The organism is Longimicrobiales bacterium, assembly GCA_029245345.1.
GTDB lineage: Bacteria > Gemmatimonadota > Gemmatimonadetes > Longimicrobiales > Gaopeijiaceae > CALFPJ01.
The window spans coordinates 194,572-213,363 of the sequence record JAQWPM010000012.1; the positions used below are offsets into that span (position 1 = coordinate 194,572).

Sequence of the window (18,792 nt, forward strand, 5' to 3'; positions counted from 1 at the left end):
GCCACAGGCGTTGAAGTGGTACTGGTTGGACTACTTGTCTCCCCCACAACTCGCCAAAAGCAGTGAAAACAATAGTGCACTGAACGCAACTGCTTTCTTCATGCCTTCATTCTGATCCGCGCCACTCAGACCCGCAACTCAGGACGCGCAAAACGGTGGATAACTAGGTGTGGCTAGGTGCCACAGGGGGGGGCTGTACAATACCGTCCGACCACACAGCGCCTGGGGCCAGCCCACCCCCCGCCCCGGAGGCGGTCAAACCATCGTCTTGTTTCCTTAGAATGCCCCAGTTCCAGGGGCCGCCGATGGCTCAACGTCTAAATCGACCAGAATCCCAGATATGACTTGAGCTCCGCCCGGCAACACTTGGAGTGCGCACAAGCCGACCAGCAGAAGGCCGCAAGCCTTGCTCAACACTACCTCCCCAACTCTCCACCGGTCGCCGCTTGCCACAGCGTCCGCACTTCGTCATCCGCGCCCGTCATCTCCCAGCGAATGAGCGTGAGCGGGATCATGCCGCGCGACAGGACCTCGTCGTGGAAGGCTCCAAGCTTGAAATCGTCACCGAGTTCCAAGGCCTGCTCGGACAGCATCTTCTCAAGCTGGATTTTTCCGATCATATATCCGCTGCCTGACCCAGGACGACGCAAATAGCCCTCCAGGTCGTAGCGACCGAGGTCTTCCTCCATGTACGGTACGAAGTCGATCATGTAGCGGTTCGCCTCGTCCAGGCTGAAGCTGCCGGCATGCATACTCGCCTCAGCATAGATCCGGCTCGCGCGCTTCATAAGCGCCACATAGAAGAGCTCGTCTGCTCGCGGCACGTCGCGGGTGAGCCCCGCCAGCACGAACATCTCCTCGATGTACGTAGCCCAGCCCTCCGCTCGAGAGCTGTCACCGTAACCGCGCCGAATGGGATTCTCGCCTGCCCTCGCCAACAGCCCGTCGAACCGGTGTCCAGGCACTGAAGCATGGATGTGGTTGTTGAGCGCGTTGCGGAACTGCAGTTCTTCCCAGAAGTGGCGATCGGTCAGAGCCCGCGGGCTCCAGAACGTGTCCGAATCGAAAGCGTCAGGGAGGTCGTCCGGGAGGGTCAGTAGCTCTTGCTCGCGAATCAGAGCAAGGGTTTGGCGTTCGGCCTCCCGTGTCCGCGCCTCGTGCTGCTCCGCCGAACGCGTCAGTTCGAGTTCAGGAAGACGAGCGTTTCGGTTGCGCACGATCTCGTACGCGGCACGGTATCTGTGGAACTCCCGCTCCCCGAGCAGCACGATGTCGGTCACGCCATACGGCAGCAGCCGCACGTTGCGGAAGTACCACTCCAGGTTGTCGCTCCCAATGCCGGCCGAGGAACGCATACCTGGCTGCTCCGCCACCAGCCAATCCCGGTAACCGACGACCGCTTCGAGGGCGGCCTCACAAGCTTGGGCATCCTGGGATTGAGACTCTTCGACGCGCTCACACAAATCCGCAAACCAGGCGATGGTCCCGCCGGGAGGCTCGTCGCGATACGGCTGCCCCTGCCCCACGCCGTCGAAGTTGTCGAGATGGAACATTGCCAGACCCGCGAGTTCGCCGGACGCATCGTCGAGGTTCGCCTCCGCTTGCCGGAGGAGCTCAGGAACGGCTTCGAGGGACTCGCGCCATCGGCTCGCGGCCTCACCCGTGAGCGGCAGGTCGATATACGGCACACGCCTGACCTGGTCCAGATACAGGATTGGGTCCCTTTGCCAAGGACGGGTCACGCGATGCTCAAACTCCATTCCGTTCGCTTTCGCCCACACGAGCAGGTAGTCGACCTTGCCGGACACTGACCAGTTCGTCGCGTCCAGCGACGCTAGGCCGGCTTGAACATCCGTGATGGACTGGGCTCGCGATGCCATGGCGCCGGGACCGAACTGCGGAACCCCGTTCTGCCTATGCGGCCGCCTGAGGGTGCTGAGCTCGGAATCGAGTGCTACGAGATCGTCCCATCCAGCGTCCGACTGTGCTTGGGCATCTCCCACCAGCACGAATCCGGTCATCAGCAGCGTCGCTGTCACAGCCAAAGTGCGCGTCATGATCCCGGCTCCCCGAGGTGAAGGTTGAAGAAGTCGACCAGCTTCTTAAAGGCGAAGCGCGTCTGCACCAGGCTCTCGTTGTCCCAGCCGTGTCCCGAGTTCGGAAGCGCGACGAGATCGACGTCTTTGCCCAGCATCAGCAGCCGCTGCACGAGCGTGATCGAGTCCTTGAAGAGGACGACGCGATCTCGCATACCGTGGATAATCATCAATGGATCCTCCAACCCCGCGGCATGCATGAACGGCGAAGAGTCGATGTACTCGGCAGGAGAGTCCTCGGGTGCCAGCATCACCGCCATCTGACCCATGAGCGCATGATACACGCTCGTCGCCGGCGCCCCCGCGACCCCCGCAGCGTATAGCCCGGGTTTCCGAAAGAGCGACATAGCCGTCATGAGTCCGCCGTAGCTGGATCCCCACAGGCCGACACGGTCCATGTCCACGTATCCGAGGGTGCCTAGGAAGTTCACGCCGCTTTCTAGGTCCTCGATGTCCATGCCGCCGTAGTCGAGACGAATCCCCCTACGATGCTCCCGGCCTCGACCCCAGCTGCCACGCATGTCGATGTTGAGCAGGATATATCCCTCTTGGGCGAGGTACTGATCCAGGCCCCACGTTGGGTGTGCCGTCCGTCCGCCCCACTGATTGCGCACGCTCTCGGTGTAGACCGAGCCGAGAATGGCCGGATAGCTGCGCGTCGGATCGAAGTCGGGCGGCAACGTGAGGCGGCCGTGGAGCGTGGTCCCATCTACATGGCTACGGAACGTGACGTACTCGGGCACGACCCACCGATAGTCTGAGAAGTCATCCACCGGTGACTGAGTGATCCGGCGCTCACTCCGCTCAGAGCCCAGCGCGGTGAGCAGGAGTTCGGGCGGGGTGTCGTCGCTCGAGAACGCGACGGCGGCGTAGCGTCCGTCGGGCGATATCACAGGCGTGTGGGTGCCCGGTCGTTCCGTAAGCGGCGCGGGCTCACCCCCACGATTCTGTACTCGGAAGAGGTGTCGCTCCTCCGCATTTCCTCGATTGCCCACCGCGATCAACCCGTCTTCCACCGGGTGCATCGAGGCGACCGCCCAAGGGCCCTGGGTGAGTTGAACGGGAGCGGCCATTGGGTCCGACGGCACGACCGACCACACGTGATAGTCCTGCTCACGATCCGAGAGGTAGTAGAGCATCCGTGAGTCCGTCGACCACGCGATGCGCCAGAAGTAAAACGTCTCGTTGAGCGGCTCCTGCTCACGCACGTGGAGCGTCGCGGCGGCCGCATCACTCCGGACGTCCATAACGAAGATCCGACGATCCTTCGCAGTGAGATCGCTGGTATCGATGGCGAGCCAGTCACCGTCCGGCGCCCAGTCGTAGTCCAGCAGCATGTCCGGCTCACCGCCCTCTCCCACTCCCTCGCCCATGCTGATCCATTGGATGTCGTCAGCACCGGGACCACTCCGTGACACGTCGACGAGACCGAGTCGCTGCCCGCCCGCCGCCTCCCCAGGGTAGGCTCTCCTGATCTCGACCAGACGGGTCTCCTCGCCCAAGTAGTCAGGGATACCGCGCACAGCCACATCACGATCGTCCACCTCAAGCACCGCGATCTTCGATCCGTCCGAAGACCATTTGTAGCTGGTTAGCCGCACGCCGCTGCCCGCGATGTTCGTCCTACGAACTGCGTCCGATGTTAGATCGGCAACGGGAGCGAGCCAGAGATCTCCTCCCCGGAGGAACGCCAGGCTGTTCCCGTCTGGGGAGAACGCCACCTGCGCCTCCCCCGCGGGGGTCTCGGTCACCCGGCGTGGTTCGGAGCCGGGGCTAACGAGCCAGAGATCACCGCCTCTACTAAAGAGCAGCTGTTCTCCGTCCGGGTGCCAGAGGACGGAGCTCACGCCCCGGTCACCCTCAGTCCGCACCGTGGCTTCTGCAGCGGCGAGCTCGTCGGCGAGGTCGGCGGGTGAAGCATCGACCTGTGGCACCCGCGTCACTCGCTGCGGCTCGGCCCTCGGGTCCCTCACGTCGAGCACCCACACGTCGTGGAGGTTTCGGCCTTCGTCGTTCCACAGGAACGCCACGTGATCCCCATCGGCCGACCACGCGAACCCTTTAGGTGAGGTCCCTATGAGGTTCGGCAGCGAGTACAGCCGATCGAGGGTGAGCTTCGGCACCGTTTCGGGTGGGGGCCCCGATTGGCCCTGCGCCGGAGAGGGAAGGGAGGCGAGCACAATCAGAGCACCGAACGACGCCGTCGCGCAGCTCTTCAGCATCCATCTGGACAAAGTGGCGCGGAACAGCATCGATCGATCTCCTGGATCCCGGTCCGCTGGAGTCGGACCCGTGACTTGCTCGAGGCTGCCAACCTGCGAGAAGTCAGCAGGTCTCACAACGGCGCTTCGGGGCGCGCGCATCGCACCGAACGTCTTCACGCGCTTGCCACAGCTGGATCTTCTTGTCGAAGCACTGATGGGAATGGCGGCCTGCGCTGGCCTGAGGGCGACCAGCAACCTATACGTGAGTCAATTGACCTCGTCCCGGAGAACCTCATGCGCTCGGTCGCCCTGCTTGCCCTTGCCGCCTCGCTCGCGTCTGCCGCACCGCTCCAAGCACAGACTCTCTCGCCCATAGAGGAAGGCACGAGTTGGACGCTCGCGGCGGTCGGGGACGCGATCATGAACCGTCGCCTCTCTCCGTTCGACCACCCGGGTGACCCGGCCTTCCATGACATGGCCAATATCATTCGGGCGGCGGACGCGGCATTCATGAACCTCGAGCAGTCGATCTTCCGGCTGCAGGACTTCGGCGGTTGGCCGGCCGCGGAGAACGGTGGCAACTACGAGGTCGGGTCCCCTGAGACGCTGGAAGACCTGGTTGGCATGGGCTTCAACATCTTCAACCGCGCCAACAACCACACGACAGACTACGGCGTGGAAGGGATGCGGGTCACGAATCGACTCATGGACGAAATGGGACTCGTTCACGCCGGGACAGGCGAGAACCTCGCCTGGGCCAGTCGACCCGGATACCTGGACACCGGACGAGGACGAGTGGCGCTCATCGGCATGGCTTCGACACACACACCCATGTCACGAGCCGGACGCGCGGGACCCGAGGTCCGGGGGCGGCCAGGCATCAATGCACTGCGCCTCAACCGGCGCAACGAAGGCGCGCCTGCCACCATGGATGCGCTTCGCGCAGCCGCCCAGTCGCAAGGCGGGACGGCTCCTCAAACCGTATCTGCTCCGCTGCGGGTGTTCGGCGCGACAGTGTTTCCAGGATCGGTCGATCGGGTGGTCGTGACCCTCAACGAAACAGATCGCGACCGAGTTCTGCATGAGGTGCGCAACGCGACGGATCAGGCTGACTACGTGATTGTGAACAGCCATTCGCACGAGCCCGGCAACGCATCCGTCACGCCGCCCGAGTGGATGGTGGACTTCACGCATCAGGCCATCGACGCCGGGGCGAGCGCGTTCATCATTCACGGGCCGCATCAACTGCGGGGCGTCGAGATCTACCAGGGTCGCCCGATCTTCTACTCGCTGGGCAACTTCGTCTTCCAAAACGAGACGATCGACCCGATGCCTTCGGATCAGCGCGACCGTTACGGAATCCCGCTCGACCAGTTGGCGTCCGAGATCTACGACAGCCGCTTCCGGGTCGACGAGCATGGCGAGGCGACCACGGGCTTCCCGACGGGAGCGGAGTGGTACGAAAGCGTAGTGGCCGTCGTGACCTTCCAGGGCACGGAAGCCTCTGAGATTCGCTTCTACCCCGTCGAACTCGGCTGGAAGCAGCCTCGGTCGCAACGGGGGACCCCCCGACTCGCCCCGCCTGAGCTAGGGCGAAAGATCATCGCCCACCTCGCGGAGCTATCGAGGCCGTTGGGGACTGAGATCAGCTATGAGGACGGTATAGGTATCTGGCGGAGGTAGAGAAAGCCGCCGTGTCGTCCCACGTGCCCGCGCCGCGGCCCTGACCCTACCGAAGGAGGAGAATCCCCAGGGTCATCATCAGCATGAGGGCTGCCGGGAGGGATCTGAGCATCGGGTCCTTGACCTTCGCATGCATAGCGAGGGCTCCGACCATCAGCAGGGCCACTACCCCGGCCGCGATTTCCACAGGGAGGGGAAGCCAGATACCTGCGATGAACATCAGAGCCGCCGTGATCTTGAGCGCGCCCACCACGTAGAGGCCGGCGGCGGGCAGCCCATACGCGGCGAACTCCTCCTTCAGCGTCTGTGCCTCACCGCCTCGGTACGAAGTGGCGGAGCGCGGGCGCAGCAGCCAAACGTTCAAGAGGCCCAAGCCAGCAAGGAGTTGGAGAACGTCTGGAATGAAAAAAGAGGGCACGAGGTAACTCCGGTCCGTGTGAGCGCATAGAACTTCTCTTCTCCCTCGCGACTGCTCCGGAGGTCGTGAGCGATTTCGGGGAGTCGCCGGATCCTATGATAGAGGTGCCCTCCCAACAAGCCATGTCAGGTCCTATGGTAATCATCGGGGCCATCTTGTTCGCCGCCCCCACCGTTTGAGTCGAATCGCTCGACGCACGTCTCAGCTAGGCTTCTGAACGCGACGGATAGGGAGCGAACTCTATCTAGGGTCTCAATAGACCGTTCGTTAACCAGGGCGTCGGACCCATAGTCTGCGGTCCGGCGACAGGCGAAAGGCCAGTGCCTTCCCCCCTCTATTACACTGCCACCGACGCTGAGCCACTAGCGGAAAGGTGTGGGGGGGCAGTTCCGCACGGACTATCCTGCATGCCGGTCTCCGCGGTCAACGCCTCAGTCAGAAGCACTCCCGAGGCCTACCAACCCTCCGCAATCGGAGGGACGCCCGCAAAGCGCACCACGTAATCACCGTAAAGCGGGTCATAGTAGTGTCCGCCCTCCTCGTAGTCCGGGTTCCACTGCTTCGATCCGTCCTCACCCAGGCGGTAGAGAAAAGGGGAGAGCCGCAGCCGTTCCAGATGCCACCGGCCCGCCTCGCCGGATGGGATCTCCTCACCGTCGCCGTAGAGCATCAGACCACCATCGGCGTAGACCTCGTGCCCCGGATGCGTTTCCCGATACTCGTGGCTCACATTCATGGCCTTGTGCCCAATCTCGTGGGCGACGGTGCGCACGGACCGACCCCCCGGGCGTTTCAGATTCGACAGCGTAATCACACCCCGGAAGTCTTGCGGTAGCGTCCCGACGTAGGAGTAGGTCGGCCAGGACAGGCCGGCCGTACGTACCGACTTAACCACCCAGTTCCGGCCCTCGGAAACCTCCGCGAACGGATAGAACACGTCCTGGAGCACGACGAGGAAGACCGTGCGGTGGGCATCGGCCGTCGGCTCCACGATCGCCTCGAAAGCGTCGAGCGCTCCCCTGGTCGGGACCGAGGGATCCCGCCGCGCATGCTCATACATGTTCACGTACCCACCGTTCGGTACGCCCGGAACCTCATTCGACTGAATCGCGAGGTGGCTCGCGTCCAACTCCCCCGTCTTCACCCAGAGCAGCCGGATCTGTACATCCGTCGGCGCGTAGATCTCCTTAGCCGCCTCCAGGCTCTCCATCAGCCGGGGAAGCGTGACCATGTCGTACTCCGGGTCGAGGTTGGACGGGAAATAAACGCCAACGTCCAACGTCAACTTGCCCGGCTCGATGTCCGCGTTGAATGCCTCGACATCCAAGGCGTCGACTTCAGTCCAGACGACAGGGGTGACCTCGGGCGAGGATGGGGCGGAGGATCGGGCCGCCGAAGACGCCATGGAGTCAGCAGGCCCGGGGCCGCAGGCGACGGACAGGGTCCCCAGCAGGAGGGCAGTGAGGCTCGGGTAGATTCTAGACATACCAGATCCTACAGCCTGGGCGCGGCCACGCAAATCGGGTCAGGCGTGTACAAAAAGCCGGGAGCCCACGTCTTCCGTGGACTCCCGGCTATGCCCCGCCAGGGACTCGAACCCCGAATCTACTGATTAAGAGTCAGAATAGGTGGTGTTCGGCTGGGTTCCTGTCCCGTCATGCACGACAGCGCAGGGTGCATCTGAGCAACGACTTAACCACCCTGATCTTCAACCTAGTTCTTCGCAGTTAGGGTAGGCACGGCTCAGATGGCACACTGAGTGGCACACAAACCGGCACACTTCGGTAAACCGCAGGTGCTCCACCCACGCTCCGTGCTGCTTAGCCGGCTCTGTCCTACTCTTCGTGGAGCGGACTATGTTGCGGCTGCGCCGGATAATCTGACGAGACAGGTCAGGGCCGCGCAGCATAGTTATGAGTTAGCACGCACCGATACGCCGCTCGGGACGACGGTCCTCGGAGCGTGCTACACAAGGGCTCCTTTCTTTCATGCTCCAACTCGATGTTCTGATCCTAATCATCGCGGTCGGCGTCGCGGTAGCGCCCTTCGTGCTGTCGGTCCTCCCGTCGTTGATCGGGGGCGGCTTCTGGCTGCTTGGGCTGGGGGTAGCCCTGTACGGAGTCGGTGTGTTATTTGCCAAGTTGCATTCGGGCGCTTCAAGAATTTTGTCGTTCGTGCGCGCCCGCGGAGGCAGGGGCCACATCGTCGCCGCCGCTGACGAGCAGGGAGTCGAGGTCCAGCTTGAGCCGGTCCCTCGCGAGACCCCAGAGGAGACGTTCGCTCAAGCTCAGGGCGAAGGTGAGGCCAGCGCGCGAGAGGCGTCTCTCAAGAATGAACGCCTAGCACAGGTCGAAAAGGAGCAGGCCACGGCTCGTGCCAACCCAAGCTGAGGGTCGAGGCGTACCGTTTCGAGTTCAACCCCGATGTGGTGCGTAGGGTCGCGGTATGGGATGCCGACGAGGACGGACGCTGGAAGGCACCAACGACGGCGGGCGGGCGGGACCTCGCAATCCAGGAGCGAAATAGCCGCTGCGCGGAGCTCGTAACGTGGACCCTATGCGGACCCTACAACAAGAAACGGCCCTCCGTGCGACGGAGAGCCGTTCTCGTAAGTCATTGTTCTGCAACAAGTGCCCCGCCAGGGACTCGAACCCCGAACCTACTGATTAAGAGTCAGTTGCTCTGCCAGTTGAGCTAGCGAGGCGGCATTTGCCCAGACGAGGAACTCAGTCTGGAGCCGTAAAAGGTACCCGGGGGCACGAAACGGTCAACCTCTTCCGGCAGCGCTTTTTCCGTACGGGGAACTTCCCCTCAGACAATAGGACTTCGTCCTACAGACAATTCCGTAAAGGATCCCGCATCGTAGGTAAGGAGTCGTGTCCCTGGGGGTCCACACCCCCTGCGAGCCGCCCGAGGACGTAGGATCGATACTCACGCTTGGGAGGCAGGTCGTAAGGTCGGAGACCGCGGTGGGCCTGGGCGAAACGAGCGCGCGCAGAACCGCGCGGGCCTCTGCTCTAGATACGCGGATCCGCGCGCAGGGACTTTTGTACCAGCTCGTCGAGCCGCTGCAGGAAGGCGGAGCGGTCGCGCTTGTCGAATGGCGCCGCACCCCCAGTTACTTCCCCGGTCTCGCGCAGGTCTGCCATCAACTCCCGAATCGCGATGGCTTCCCCAATCGAATCGGTCGTGAAGACTCTCCCGCGGGGGCTCACGACTCGGGCGCGTTTCTCCAGGCATCGACCCGCGAGGAGGATGTCCTCAGTGACCACGATGTCTTGTTCCTCCGCATGATCAACGATCCAGTCGTCTGCGGCGTCGAGTTGCCCCTCGTCTTTTACCACTTCCAGCGAAATCCAGGGCTCGGTTGGAACTCGTAGCCACTGGGCTGCGACCAGGACCACATCCAACCCGCAACGCTTCGCAACCTTGTAGGTCTCGTCCTTAACCGGGCACGAGTCGGCGTCGATGAAGATCCTGGGCATGGGCGAAATCGTTGCTGGCTCAGCGGCGGAGATGAACGCGATGCCAAACAGAAGAGAGACGCATCAGGGCCTTCAAGGCCTCCAGAGCGAGAGGGGTTTTGCGCAACGAGGAAGATGAGGCCGAACCCGGAGTCGCGCACCCCGACGTCACAGTGCTAGATATCGGTGTGGCCCATCCCGATTAAGCCCGATGGGCGAAGCCTTCAAATGAAGCGAGACATTCCATGCGCGCCTTCGCCGCAGTCCTGACACTGACGACCGTCCTCCTAGCCTGTGGGGGTGAAGCCGGAGACGAAGCTCAGGAGTCCGCGACCCAGGTCGCCGTGGGCGGCGGAATCGATTTCGAGCGGACCGCCGGCCACATCCTCGATCAATTGGGCCTACAGGCCGGTGAACGAGTGCTTCTCGTGGGCGTGCCTGGTCGATTCGACGGGTTAGTGCAGCCCCTGCGCGATGGAATCACCGCGGCAGGAGCTGTCGATCTAGGCGCCTTCGCCGAGGCCGGCAGTCTGCCAGCCGAGTGGGAGACCGATTTCATTGCGAACCTCCACGAGGCCCCGAACGAACAACTCGGGGAATTGCTCGCGGACGTGGACGCTGCCGTCATGATGCCGGGCGCAAATACAGGGCACCGCGTCTACACGGCCATGCAGGACGTTCTCAGAGGTGACACTGGACGGACGGTGCACTTCCACTGGCTGGGCGCCTACGACATTGACGGCGCAGAGCGTGAGATCGACGGTATGGTCGACACGTTTTACCAGGGCGTGCTCGCAGACACGGACTACACCGCACTGGCTGCCGTCCAACTCGCGTTCGAAGAAGCCTCGCGGGGATCGACGGTCCGAGTGACGACCCCGGCCGGCACCGATATCTCATTCCAAATCGGAGATCGCCCGGTCACGAAACAAGATGGGAATGCGAGCGCTGCACGGGCCGCACAGGGCCGAAATCTCATCGATCGCGAAATCGAGCTGCCTGCCGGAGCGATTCGAGTAGCCCCCATCGAAGAGACTGTGAACGGGACGATCGTCTTCCCGCCTTCACAGTGGAATGGTGAGCCCACACAGAACCTGACGTTGGAATTCGAGCGCGGGGTCATGACCTCGCTCAATGCGGACGTCGGTGCCGATGCAGCGATGTCAGAGATCGACAACGCAGGGCCCGCTGGACGTGCATTCCGCGAATTCGCGCTCGGCTTCAACCCGCTGCTCGCCATCCCAACGGAAGGCGAGAGCTGGATTCCGTACTATGGATACGGGGCCGGCGTGGTGCGCCTCTCGTTGGGGGACAACACCGAGCTCGGAGGAAACGTCGGCGGCGGATACGTCCGTTGGAATTTCTTCGTGGACGCCACGGTAACCATAGACGGCGACATCTGGGTCGACGCGGGACGGCTGGTGAAATAAGCGCCCAGTCGTGGTCCGCCGTCCCCTACTTTGTCACGGGTCGGTCCTAGAAGGCGCTCGTACCGGTCAACTTCTGGCCGAGAATCAACGAGTGGATGTCGTGCGTGCCTTCGTACGTGTAGACCGACTCGAGGTTGGCCATGTGACGCATCGAGTGGTATTCGGCGAGAATACCGTTGGCACCCAGCAGCCTACGCGCTTCACGCGCGATATCCGTAGCCATATCGCAGTTCGCTCTTTTAGCGAGCGAAACCTGCTGAGGAGTCATCGTCCCTTCGTCCTTCATGCGACCCAAGCGATACGTGAGGAGCTGACCCTGGGTGATACTCGTAAGCATGTCCGCCAAGCGAACCTGCTGGATCTGCTTGGCCCCGATCGTGGTGTCGAACATGACGCGTTGCTTCGCGTACGAGAGCGCCTCGTCGAAGCACGCCATCGCCGCACCGACCACACCCCATGAGATCCCGTAGCGCGCCTGCGTGAGGCACATGAGCGGGGCCTTCAGGCCAACGTCACTGTCCGGCATGAGCGCACTGTCGGGCAGCGCAACGTCCTGAAACACGAGTTCGCTCGTATCTGACGCGAGGAGCGACAATTTGCCTTTCTGGTCCTTGGCGCTGAATCCGGGCGTGTCGGTAGGAACGACAAAACCACGAATACTCCTCGTGTCTCCACTCTCACCTGTCTGCGCCCAGACGACCGCGACGTCGGCCATCGAACCGTTGGTGATCCACATCTTGGCGCCGTTCAACAGCCAGCCATCGTCAGTTTTTTTCGCCGTCGTGATCATTCCGGACGGATTCGAGCCATAGTCCGGTTCGGTGAGGCCGAAGCACCCGATCGCTTCTCCAGTGGCCAACTTCGGCAGCCACTCGGTGCGGTGTTCTTCACTTCCGAAGGCGAAAATGGGGTACATGACCAACGCGCCCTGAACGGACACAAAGGAACGGATACCGGAATCACCCCGCTCCAACTCCTGCATGATGATTCCGTACGCGACGTTGTTCAGGCCAGCACACCCGTACTTCTCCGGGAGATTCGCACCGAGCACACCGAGCTCCCCCATCTCCGGGATCAGCTCCGTGGGGAACGACCGGTTGATGTACGCATCACCGATGATAGGCATGAGACGGTCTTCGACCCAAGAGCGGATCGTGTCACGTACCATGCGCTCCTCTTCAGAGAGGAGTGCGTCGATGTCGTAAAAGTCGATGCCTTCGAAGCGGGCCATGGCCGGTCAGGTTGGTCGGACGGAATTGGAAGGCTCGAAGCCTTTGTTAGCTAGAAAGTAACGCTCGGACCGAAGAAATCCGACAGTCGAATCGCTACTCCTCGAGTTCCGTGAGGCTTGGCGGCACGGCGTCCACGGCGCGGTCGTTCGAGAAGCGCATGATTCCGTACGCGAGCTCACGACACGCTTTCGCTCCGAGCCAGATCGCCATCGCGACTGTACCAAACCACCCACCCATAACGAGGTCCGTAGGGCGAATCACGATCCAGATGTAGAGTGAGATCGCTCCGCCGAAGACCAGCCCCCCCAGCCAGCCCCACCAGCCAGCCCGGTTGCGAGCCGAGGCACAGCAGTCCTTGCACCAAAGGAGTCGGTCCACGTCGACTAGGGGTTGAACCTCAAGACAGCGGACGCAGGTCACCTCTTCGGGAAACCGGTCTCGCCACGTGGTCTTCTTCCGAGCCATGGGACTCCTGTCTGTTGCTGAGATGTGCCAGGTACCGCGCGCCTTCTAGCTGAGTGCTCGGACCAACGCCTCAGTGTACTGCTTCGTGCCGGCGTTTCCACCCATGTCCACGGTGCGGTGGGTCTCGCCCATGATCACATGATCCACCGCAGCGCGAATGCGCGTCGCGACGTCCTCCTGCTCCACATGATCAAGAAGCATGCACGCTGACATCAAGAGGCCGGTCGGATTCGCGACGCCCTGCCCTGCGATATCAGGCGCTGAGCCGTGCACGGCTTCGAACATGGCCGCGTCAGTCCCAATGTTACCGGCCGGCGCAAAGCCGAGTCCACCGACGAGCCCGGCCATGAGGTCCGACAAGATGTCACCGAACATGTTCTCCATAACGAGGACATCGAATTGGTACGGATCGAGGACGAGAAGCATCGCCGTTGCATCGATGATGCGATCCTCAAATTCGATGTCGGGATACTCCTTCGCGACCTCCCGCCCGATGTCGAGGAACAGCCCCTGGGTGTATTTCAGAATGTTGGCTTTGTGGGCCAGGGTGACTTTTTTGCGACCGTTCGCGCGAGCGTATTCGAAGGCGCACCGGCAGATCCGTTCGGCACCGAAGCGCGTGATGATCATGACCGACTCAGCTGCCGCTCTCGGATCCCCGTGCATGCCGATGTAGTGCTCAACACCGACGTATAGCCCTTCCGTGTTCTCACGAATCAGGACGAGGTCGATGTCCTCGTAACGCCCCCCGGGGACGAGAGTCCGAACGGGCCGCACGTTGGAGTAGAGGTCGAACGCCTTTCTCATCTCGACGTTGATGGAGCGAAAACCGGAACCCGAGGGGGTCGTGAGCGGACCCTTGAGCATGATCCGATGCTCTTCCGCAGAATCAAGCGTGCTCTGGGGGAGCGGGTTGCGTTGCTCCTGAAGCGCGATGAGTCCGGCCTGCTGCATGTCGTACTCGAGGTCCGCGCCAGCGGCTTTGAGTACGGTGAGCGTCGCGTCCGTGACTTCAGGGCCAATTCCGTCGCCCGGGATCACTGTGATGGTCTGAGACATTTCGTTCTATATGGAGTTGTGGCGACCATCACCCCGCGTCGTACGCGAGGCTTAACGGCTGCGTGTATACCGGGCGTTGTACTCGAATTCGGTGTGCTGTTCACCCCACCGAACCAGATCCTGAAGGAGCGTTACTCGCTCTGTACCTTCGACTCTGACGCGCCCAGCGAGGTTCTTGGCTCGCCTCCACGTCACGTCGGTGAGTTCGTCCCGTGCGAGAAGCACGGTGGCTACTTCAGCTTGTCCTACGGTCGTTACGACCCGGACTGCGGCCAGTCCGGGAAACGCCGCGAAGAGCTGGTGCGTTTCGTCCGAGAACAGGTAGATGTACGGGCCGACCTTGGCCCACAACGAACCACCACGCCGGAGCTGTTGTGCGCTCTGGCTGATGCGAATCGTGGCCACGTTGCCGGTCACGCGGCTCTCGAGATTACTGGTCACCGTGTAGTACGACTCGACCTCATCTGCGGAAGGCACCGTGAGATCCACCTCGGTGCATGCCAGGCCCATGAGTACAGCCGCGAGAGGGATGCCCCCCATATATCGCTTCATCGTCGTCCGATTCATGATTTCACTTTCCTCGCACGTGATTCCGGTCACACACCTACGTACCACAGCAACCTCCGGGCCAAAGCGTCCACAGCGGACGCTATGCCACGAGGATCACCGGCCGGAAACGCACCACCTTCCACTATTGCGAACCACTCCACTCTGCCGGTGCGTGAATCGATAAGAGCGACCGCAAGCTCGACCCGCGGGTCTTCACCCTCAACGGCGCTCACTACAGCCTGAACCGGGAGGAGAATCATCCCGGCGTCCACCAGCGCTGACATTCTTCGGAAGTTCCCATACAGGGGCTCCCCGACCCGCTGCACTTCAGCCAACAAGAAGTGTCCTACCGGGAGGCCACGCGTCCCCGCTGAGATTCCCGGTGAACGCCTGAGAATTTCTTGGACTTCTGCGTCCAAGATCCACGTAACCTCTCGGGTCTTATCCTGAAGCCCGAAGGCCATTTCTGCATCGATATCACCTGCGACACCCAGGTTTTGCTGGACCGGGAGTACGATCACTCGGCGCCCTCTAAGGTCAGGGGGCGCCCCACGCGTCGTTCCCGGCAGAGGCGGCGGTGGATTACCACCACAGGAGGCAAGCCCGATCGCCAACAACGCGAGCGCAATTCCTGTCGTGGATGTTCGGCCGATGCCCATGTTCCGAGGCTCCTCGTTTTGTCGCCTGCTACACCGATACGTTGCAGCCAAGTAAGCTAGACAAGGCACCCTAGCTGTTGAAGCTCGGCAGTTGCCTTGCCAACCTTCACCCCGTGAAGCGTATTTCAGGGTAGGGGTCCTTCTTGGGGAGGACTCTTCCGTCACCTTCAGTCATGAGTCACGTGCCCACCATGCCATCGACCCACCGTCTCCTGGCCGCACTTTGCGCGGGTTTGGCGTGGGCGGCGTGTGGGGGGCCGTCTGAGCCCCAGCTTCCGCCGGAGCTGAGTTTCTCAGCGACCATGCTGGAGTTAGGACCCCTCCGTGAGGGTGAAGTTGACATCCGGAATTTAGGAGGCCAGTCCATCGGCCCCGTCGAGATGATTTCAGTGGCCGTTCAAGACCTCGCAGGCGCAACGGTGCCAGGCGTGCACATCACCAGCGATCCGGCGGAAGTGCCCACTCTGAATCCGGGGGACACACGCACGATCCATTTGGGGATCACGAACGAAGCATCACTTCAGCCGGGTTTCTACGACGCAGTACTCGTCGCAAGCGGTGGGGTCGGGCCATGCGAGGTTCATTGGCTTGGCTCCTGCCTCCGTGGTATCAGCGCTCAATTGACCATCCACTTCACGGTGCTGAGCGCCGAAGAAGAAGCCGCCGCCATCCTGACGCTCTCAACGTCCACGACGGAGATTCGGACGGGCGATGTCGTCGGACTCGCTGTGGAGGTACGAGACGACGCCGGCGAGTTGGTTCAGGGCGCTCCGGTTACGTGGACGCTGAATCCCGCGACCGCGGGCTTCGTGGGTGCGACCGGTCAGTTCGTCGCCTACGAGTCGGGCACAGTCACGATCACGGCCCAGGTCGGCGACGCGGAGGATGCCGTGACCTTCAACGTCTCTGAGCGAGGACTCCGGGGAGCGTTCACAACAGTGGGTCGCGCGAGGGAAACACTGCGCTTCACCTCGGATCTTTGGCTGCACGGTGACGTGGCCTACTCGGGCACCTGGGGATCGCGCCAGGTCGGCGACTCGGTGCGCTTGGGCAACATGCTCAACGTGTGGGATATCGCGGACCCGACCTCGCCGACTCTGTCGTCCACCCTCGAGCTCGACGCACGAACGGTGAATGACGTGAAAGTGCGCGAGGACGGAACGTTGGCGATCGCGACGCACGAGGGATCCGCGAATGGGCTCAATGGCATCACCATCCTGGACCTTACGGATCCGCTTGAGCCGGAGGTTGTCGGCCGATTCACGGATGAGTTGCAGTCCGGTGTGCACAACGTGTGGATCGACGGTGACTACGCGTACCTCGTCGTGGACGGCATAGGAAATGGTCTTCGGATTCTCGATATCTCCGACCCATCCCTCCCCACCGTCGCCGCCCGATTCTGGGCGGGCGAATCGTTCCTGCACGATGTGTATGTCCGAGACGGGCTCGCATTCCTGTCTCATTGGAACGCAGGCCTAATCATTCTCGACGTCGGACACGGCATTGCAGGCGGAACTCCTTCTGCCCCAGTCGAGGTCGCGCGTCTTTCTGACTTGTCCGGACAAACTCACAACGCGTGGTATTGGCCGGAGGCTGGGTATGTGTTCGTCGGCGAGGAGGACTTCTCGGCACCCGGCGTCATGCACGTTGTGGACGTCCGTAACCTTCGTGAGCCCCGCGAAGTCGCGACATATGAGATTAAGGACCAACCACCGCACAACTTCTGGCTGGATGAAGCACAGTCGACGCTCTACCTCGCTTGGTACGGCCAAGGGCTTCGCGCGCTGGATGTGAGTGGAGACCTGATGGGCCAGCTCGACCGACAAGGCCGCGAGATCACCCGGGCCCTCTACAACTTCGGTTTCGGAGAGTGCGATCGCTCCACGGCCTTCACATGCTCTTGGGCACCGCAGCTCCACCAGGGCCTCCTGTGGGTCTCCGACATGAACGAAGGGCTCATCGCGCTCGAGCCACCGCGATGATCGGGTCGGGCGGCGCACTGCACCGCCTCGTCCTGTCCGTGGCCGTAGCGCTTGTTGCGGCCGGCTGTGCCGAAGTGCCCTCCGGGCGGCTTCTCGTAACCTCAGGCTTCACAGATCAGGTCTTCGTCCTAGACGCGGCGACGGGCGAGGTGCTGGACTCGTTGTGGTTGGATCCGCGGCCCGGGGAAAGAGACGAACCCCACGGGATCGCGGTCTCGCCGGACGGCCAGCACTTCTACGTCACTCTTTCCCATGGCGAACCCACTCTGTGGAAGTATGAATCGGAGGGGCTGCGCCTGGTGGGACGAGTCACGCTGCCCACGAGCGGCGCCGCGCGCGTCCGCCTTTCGCCCGACGGCGAGATGGCTGCGGTCCCCGATTACTGGTTGAGTGGCGGCGGTGTGAACAGCCGGGTCGCTTTTGTGAACACCCGAGACCTCACGATCCACGCATCACCTGAGGTGTGTCCGGCTCCGCACGATGCATCGTATTCACCGGACGGAGCATTCATCGCAGTGACGTGCGCCGGCGGCGATCAGCTCGTGATCCTCGACGCGGCAGATCTCAGCGACTTCCAGCGCCTGTCGACGGAGGCTGGAGCCAAGCCAATGAACGTCGCATGGCGCGACAATAGCCGACTCTTCCTTACCCTCGGGGCGGCGCCGCATGTCGTCGACGTCGACCTCAATACCCCGGGATCTCGAACACTTCTTTCCACGGACGACGGGGGAGCTCAGATCGAGGTCGGACGGGATAGAGCCGTGGTCGCCAACCGTGGGGCGGGCACCGTGTCGATCGTGGATCTACTGAGGGGGGGGACACGATCCGTGGTGATACCTGGTGCGAATCCGCACGGGGTGGCTCTGTCTCCGGGCAGATCGATCGCCTACGTGACGTACGAAGGAAACACGAGGTCTCGCGGTGGAGTCGTGGCCGTCGATCTCGCGAGCGGTGACATCGTGTGGCACACGGATGTGGGTGTCTTCACGCTAGGCGTGGCGGTCCTTCCGGAGTAGCAAGCCTAACACCCCGCACTCGCTCACTCTTCCCCTTCAATGATGCTGCACGTGCAGGGTGAGGGCGGGCGCGAACCCGACGCCGCAGCCCCTCCAGACCGCCGTTGCGTCGGAGCCTTGATCGCAGCGTTCTCCGGGCTCGCGTTGTTGCTCGCAGCCGTCGGGCTCAACGGCCTGGTGTCGTTTGGTGCGTCTCAACGAGTCCGAGAGATGGGCATTCGGATCGCATTAGGCGCACGTCCGAAGTCACTCATCTGGCTCGTCCTGGCGCGAGGAATCGGCATCGTGCTGATCGGGATCGGGTTGGGCACAGCGATCGCTGCGGGGCTCGCCCAAGCGCTTCAAGGGCTCCTCTTCCAGGTCGAACCCAGTGACCCGCTGGTCATCGGAGCGTCGGCCGCGGTCCGCTTCGCGACGGTGACGCTGGCGGCCTGGCTTCCAGCGAGGCGAGCGAGCAGAGTGGACGCAGCGACCTCACTGAGGGACTAAGCGAAGTCTGAGCGGGGGCGCCGCGCAAAGAAGCGGCGCCCCCCGC

General features: G+C 62.5%; 16 protein-coding genes and 1 tRNA gene. 6 read left to right on the forward strand and 11 right to left on the reverse strand.

Annotated elements, in window-relative coordinates; genetic code table 11:
- Nucleotides 1-416 precede the first annotated feature (416 nt).
- Both P8L30_03895 and P8L30_03900 read right to left on the reverse strand, forming a co-directional pair.
- Nucleotides 417-2,057, reverse strand: a complete 1,641-nt coding sequence (locus P8L30_03895; GenBank protein MDG2239319.1) for a DUF885 family protein — start codon at nucleotides 2,055-2,057, stop codon at nucleotides 417-419.
- Nucleotides 2,054-4,348 carry a prolyl oligopeptidase family serine peptidase gene (locus tag P8L30_03900; protein MDG2239320.1) on the reverse strand — a complete coding sequence of 765 codons (2,295 nt, stop codon included), beginning with the start codon at nucleotides 4,346-4,348 and terminating at the stop codon, nucleotides 2,054-2,056. The genes P8L30_03895 and P8L30_03900 overlap by 4 nt, the downstream gene beginning before the upstream one ends.
- Before the next feature lie 246 nt (nucleotides 4,349-4,594).
- On the opposite strand from P8L30_03900, the gene P8L30_03905 reads away from it, so the two are divergent.
- Nucleotides 4,595-5,983 (forward strand): CapA family protein, encoded by a 1,389-nt coding sequence (locus tag P8L30_03905; protein MDG2239321.1) that lies wholly within the window; start codon nucleotides 4,595-4,597, stop codon nucleotides 5,981-5,983.
- Nucleotides 5,984-6,029: 46 nt separating this feature from the next.
- On the opposite strand, the gene P8L30_03910 is transcribed toward P8L30_03905, so the two are convergent.
- Both P8L30_03910 and P8L30_03915 read right to left on the reverse strand, forming a co-directional pair.
- Nucleotides 6,030-6,401, reverse strand: coding sequence for a DoxX family protein (locus tag P8L30_03910; protein MDG2239322.1), 372 nt, complete (start codon nucleotides 6,399-6,401; stop codon nucleotides 6,030-6,032).
- A 454-nt stretch (nucleotides 6,402-6,855) separates the two neighbouring features.
- Nucleotides 6,856-7,887 (reverse strand): hypothetical protein, encoded by a 1,032-nt coding sequence (locus P8L30_03915; protein ID MDG2239323.1) that lies wholly within the window; start codon nucleotides 7,885-7,887, stop codon nucleotides 6,856-6,858.
- Nucleotides 7,888-8,389: 502 nt separating this feature from the next.
- Here P8L30_03915 and P8L30_03920 point away from each other — a divergent pair.
- A complete protein-coding gene (locus P8L30_03920; protein ID MDG2239324.1) occupies nucleotides 8,390-8,791 on the forward strand; it encodes a hypothetical protein in 402 nt (133 codons plus the stop codon).
- A 241-nt stretch (nucleotides 8,792-9,032) separates the two neighbouring features.
- Here the strand turns inward: P8L30_03920 and P8L30_03925 are convergent.
- Both P8L30_03925 and P8L30_03930 read right to left on the reverse strand, forming a co-directional pair.
- Nucleotides 9,033-9,105: transfer RNA gene (locus tag P8L30_03925), tRNA-Lys, on the reverse strand.
- A 313-nt stretch (nucleotides 9,106-9,418) separates the two neighbouring features.
- Entirely contained in the window at nucleotides 9,419-9,886 is a 468-nt protein-coding gene (locus P8L30_03930) for a YaiI/YqxD family protein (protein ID MDG2239325.1), read from the reverse strand.
- Nucleotides 9,887-10,110: 224 nt separating this feature from the next.
- Here P8L30_03930 and P8L30_03935 point away from each other — a divergent pair, with 224 nt between their 5' ends.
- A complete protein-coding gene (locus P8L30_03935; GenBank protein MDG2239326.1) occupies nucleotides 10,111-11,295 on the forward strand; it encodes an aminopeptidase in 1,185 nt (394 codons plus the stop codon).
- Nucleotides 11,296-11,341: 46 nt separating this feature from the next.
- Here the strand turns inward: P8L30_03935 and P8L30_03940 are convergent, their stop codons facing one another.
- The 5 genes from P8L30_03940 to P8L30_03960 form a co-directional block, all read right to left on the reverse strand.
- On the reverse strand, nucleotides 11,342-12,526 hold the full coding sequence (locus P8L30_03940; GenBank protein ID MDG2239327.1) for an acyl-CoA dehydrogenase family protein: 1,185 nt from the start codon (nucleotides 12,524-12,526) through the stop codon (nucleotides 11,342-11,344).
- 94 nt (nucleotides 12,527-12,620) lie between these two features.
- Complete coding sequence (locus P8L30_03945) at nucleotides 12,621-12,992, reverse strand: hypothetical protein (GenBank protein ID MDG2239328.1); 372 nt, start codon at nucleotides 12,990-12,992, stop codon at nucleotides 12,621-12,623.
- Nucleotides 12,993-13,037: 45 nt separating this feature from the next.
- Nucleotides 13,038-14,051, reverse strand: a complete 1,014-nt coding sequence (locus tag P8L30_03950) for an isocitrate/isopropylmalate family dehydrogenase (protein ID MDG2239329.1) — start codon at nucleotides 14,049-14,051, stop codon at nucleotides 13,038-13,040.
- Between the two features lie 51 nt (nucleotides 14,052-14,102).
- Nucleotides 14,103-14,618, reverse strand: coding sequence for a hypothetical protein (locus tag P8L30_03955; protein MDG2239330.1), 516 nt, complete (start codon nucleotides 14,616-14,618; stop codon nucleotides 14,103-14,105).
- 29 nt (nucleotides 14,619-14,647) lie between these two features.
- Complete coding sequence (locus P8L30_03960; protein ID MDG2239331.1) at nucleotides 14,648-15,259, reverse strand: hypothetical protein; 612 nt, start codon at nucleotides 15,257-15,259, stop codon at nucleotides 14,648-14,650.
- A 389-nt stretch (nucleotides 15,260-15,648) separates the two neighbouring features.
- Between P8L30_03960 and P8L30_03965 the strand changes: the two genes are divergently transcribed.
- Genes P8L30_03965 through P8L30_03975 form a run of 3 tightly spaced genes read left to right on the forward strand, consistent with a single transcriptional unit; the run spans nucleotide 15,649 to nucleotide 18,746 of the window.
- Nucleotides 15,649-17,241: a hypothetical protein gene (locus tag P8L30_03965; GenBank protein ID MDG2239332.1), complete on the forward strand. Its 1,593-nt coding sequence runs from the start codon at nucleotides 15,649-15,651 to the stop codon at nucleotides 17,239-17,241.
- Nucleotides 17,238-18,257: a hypothetical protein gene (locus P8L30_03970; protein ID MDG2239333.1), complete on the forward strand. Its 1,020-nt coding sequence runs from the start codon at nucleotides 17,238-17,240 to the stop codon at nucleotides 18,255-18,257. The genes P8L30_03965 and P8L30_03970 overlap by 4 nt, the downstream gene beginning before the upstream one ends.
- Nucleotides 18,258-18,296: 39 nt before the next feature.
- The gene (locus tag P8L30_03975; protein ID MDG2239334.1) at nucleotides 18,297-18,746 is read left to right on the forward strand and encodes an FtsX-like permease family protein; all 450 of its coding nucleotides are present in this window, start codon (nucleotides 18,297-18,299) and stop codon (nucleotides 18,744-18,746) included.
- Nucleotides 18,747-18,792: the final 46 nt, after the last annotated feature.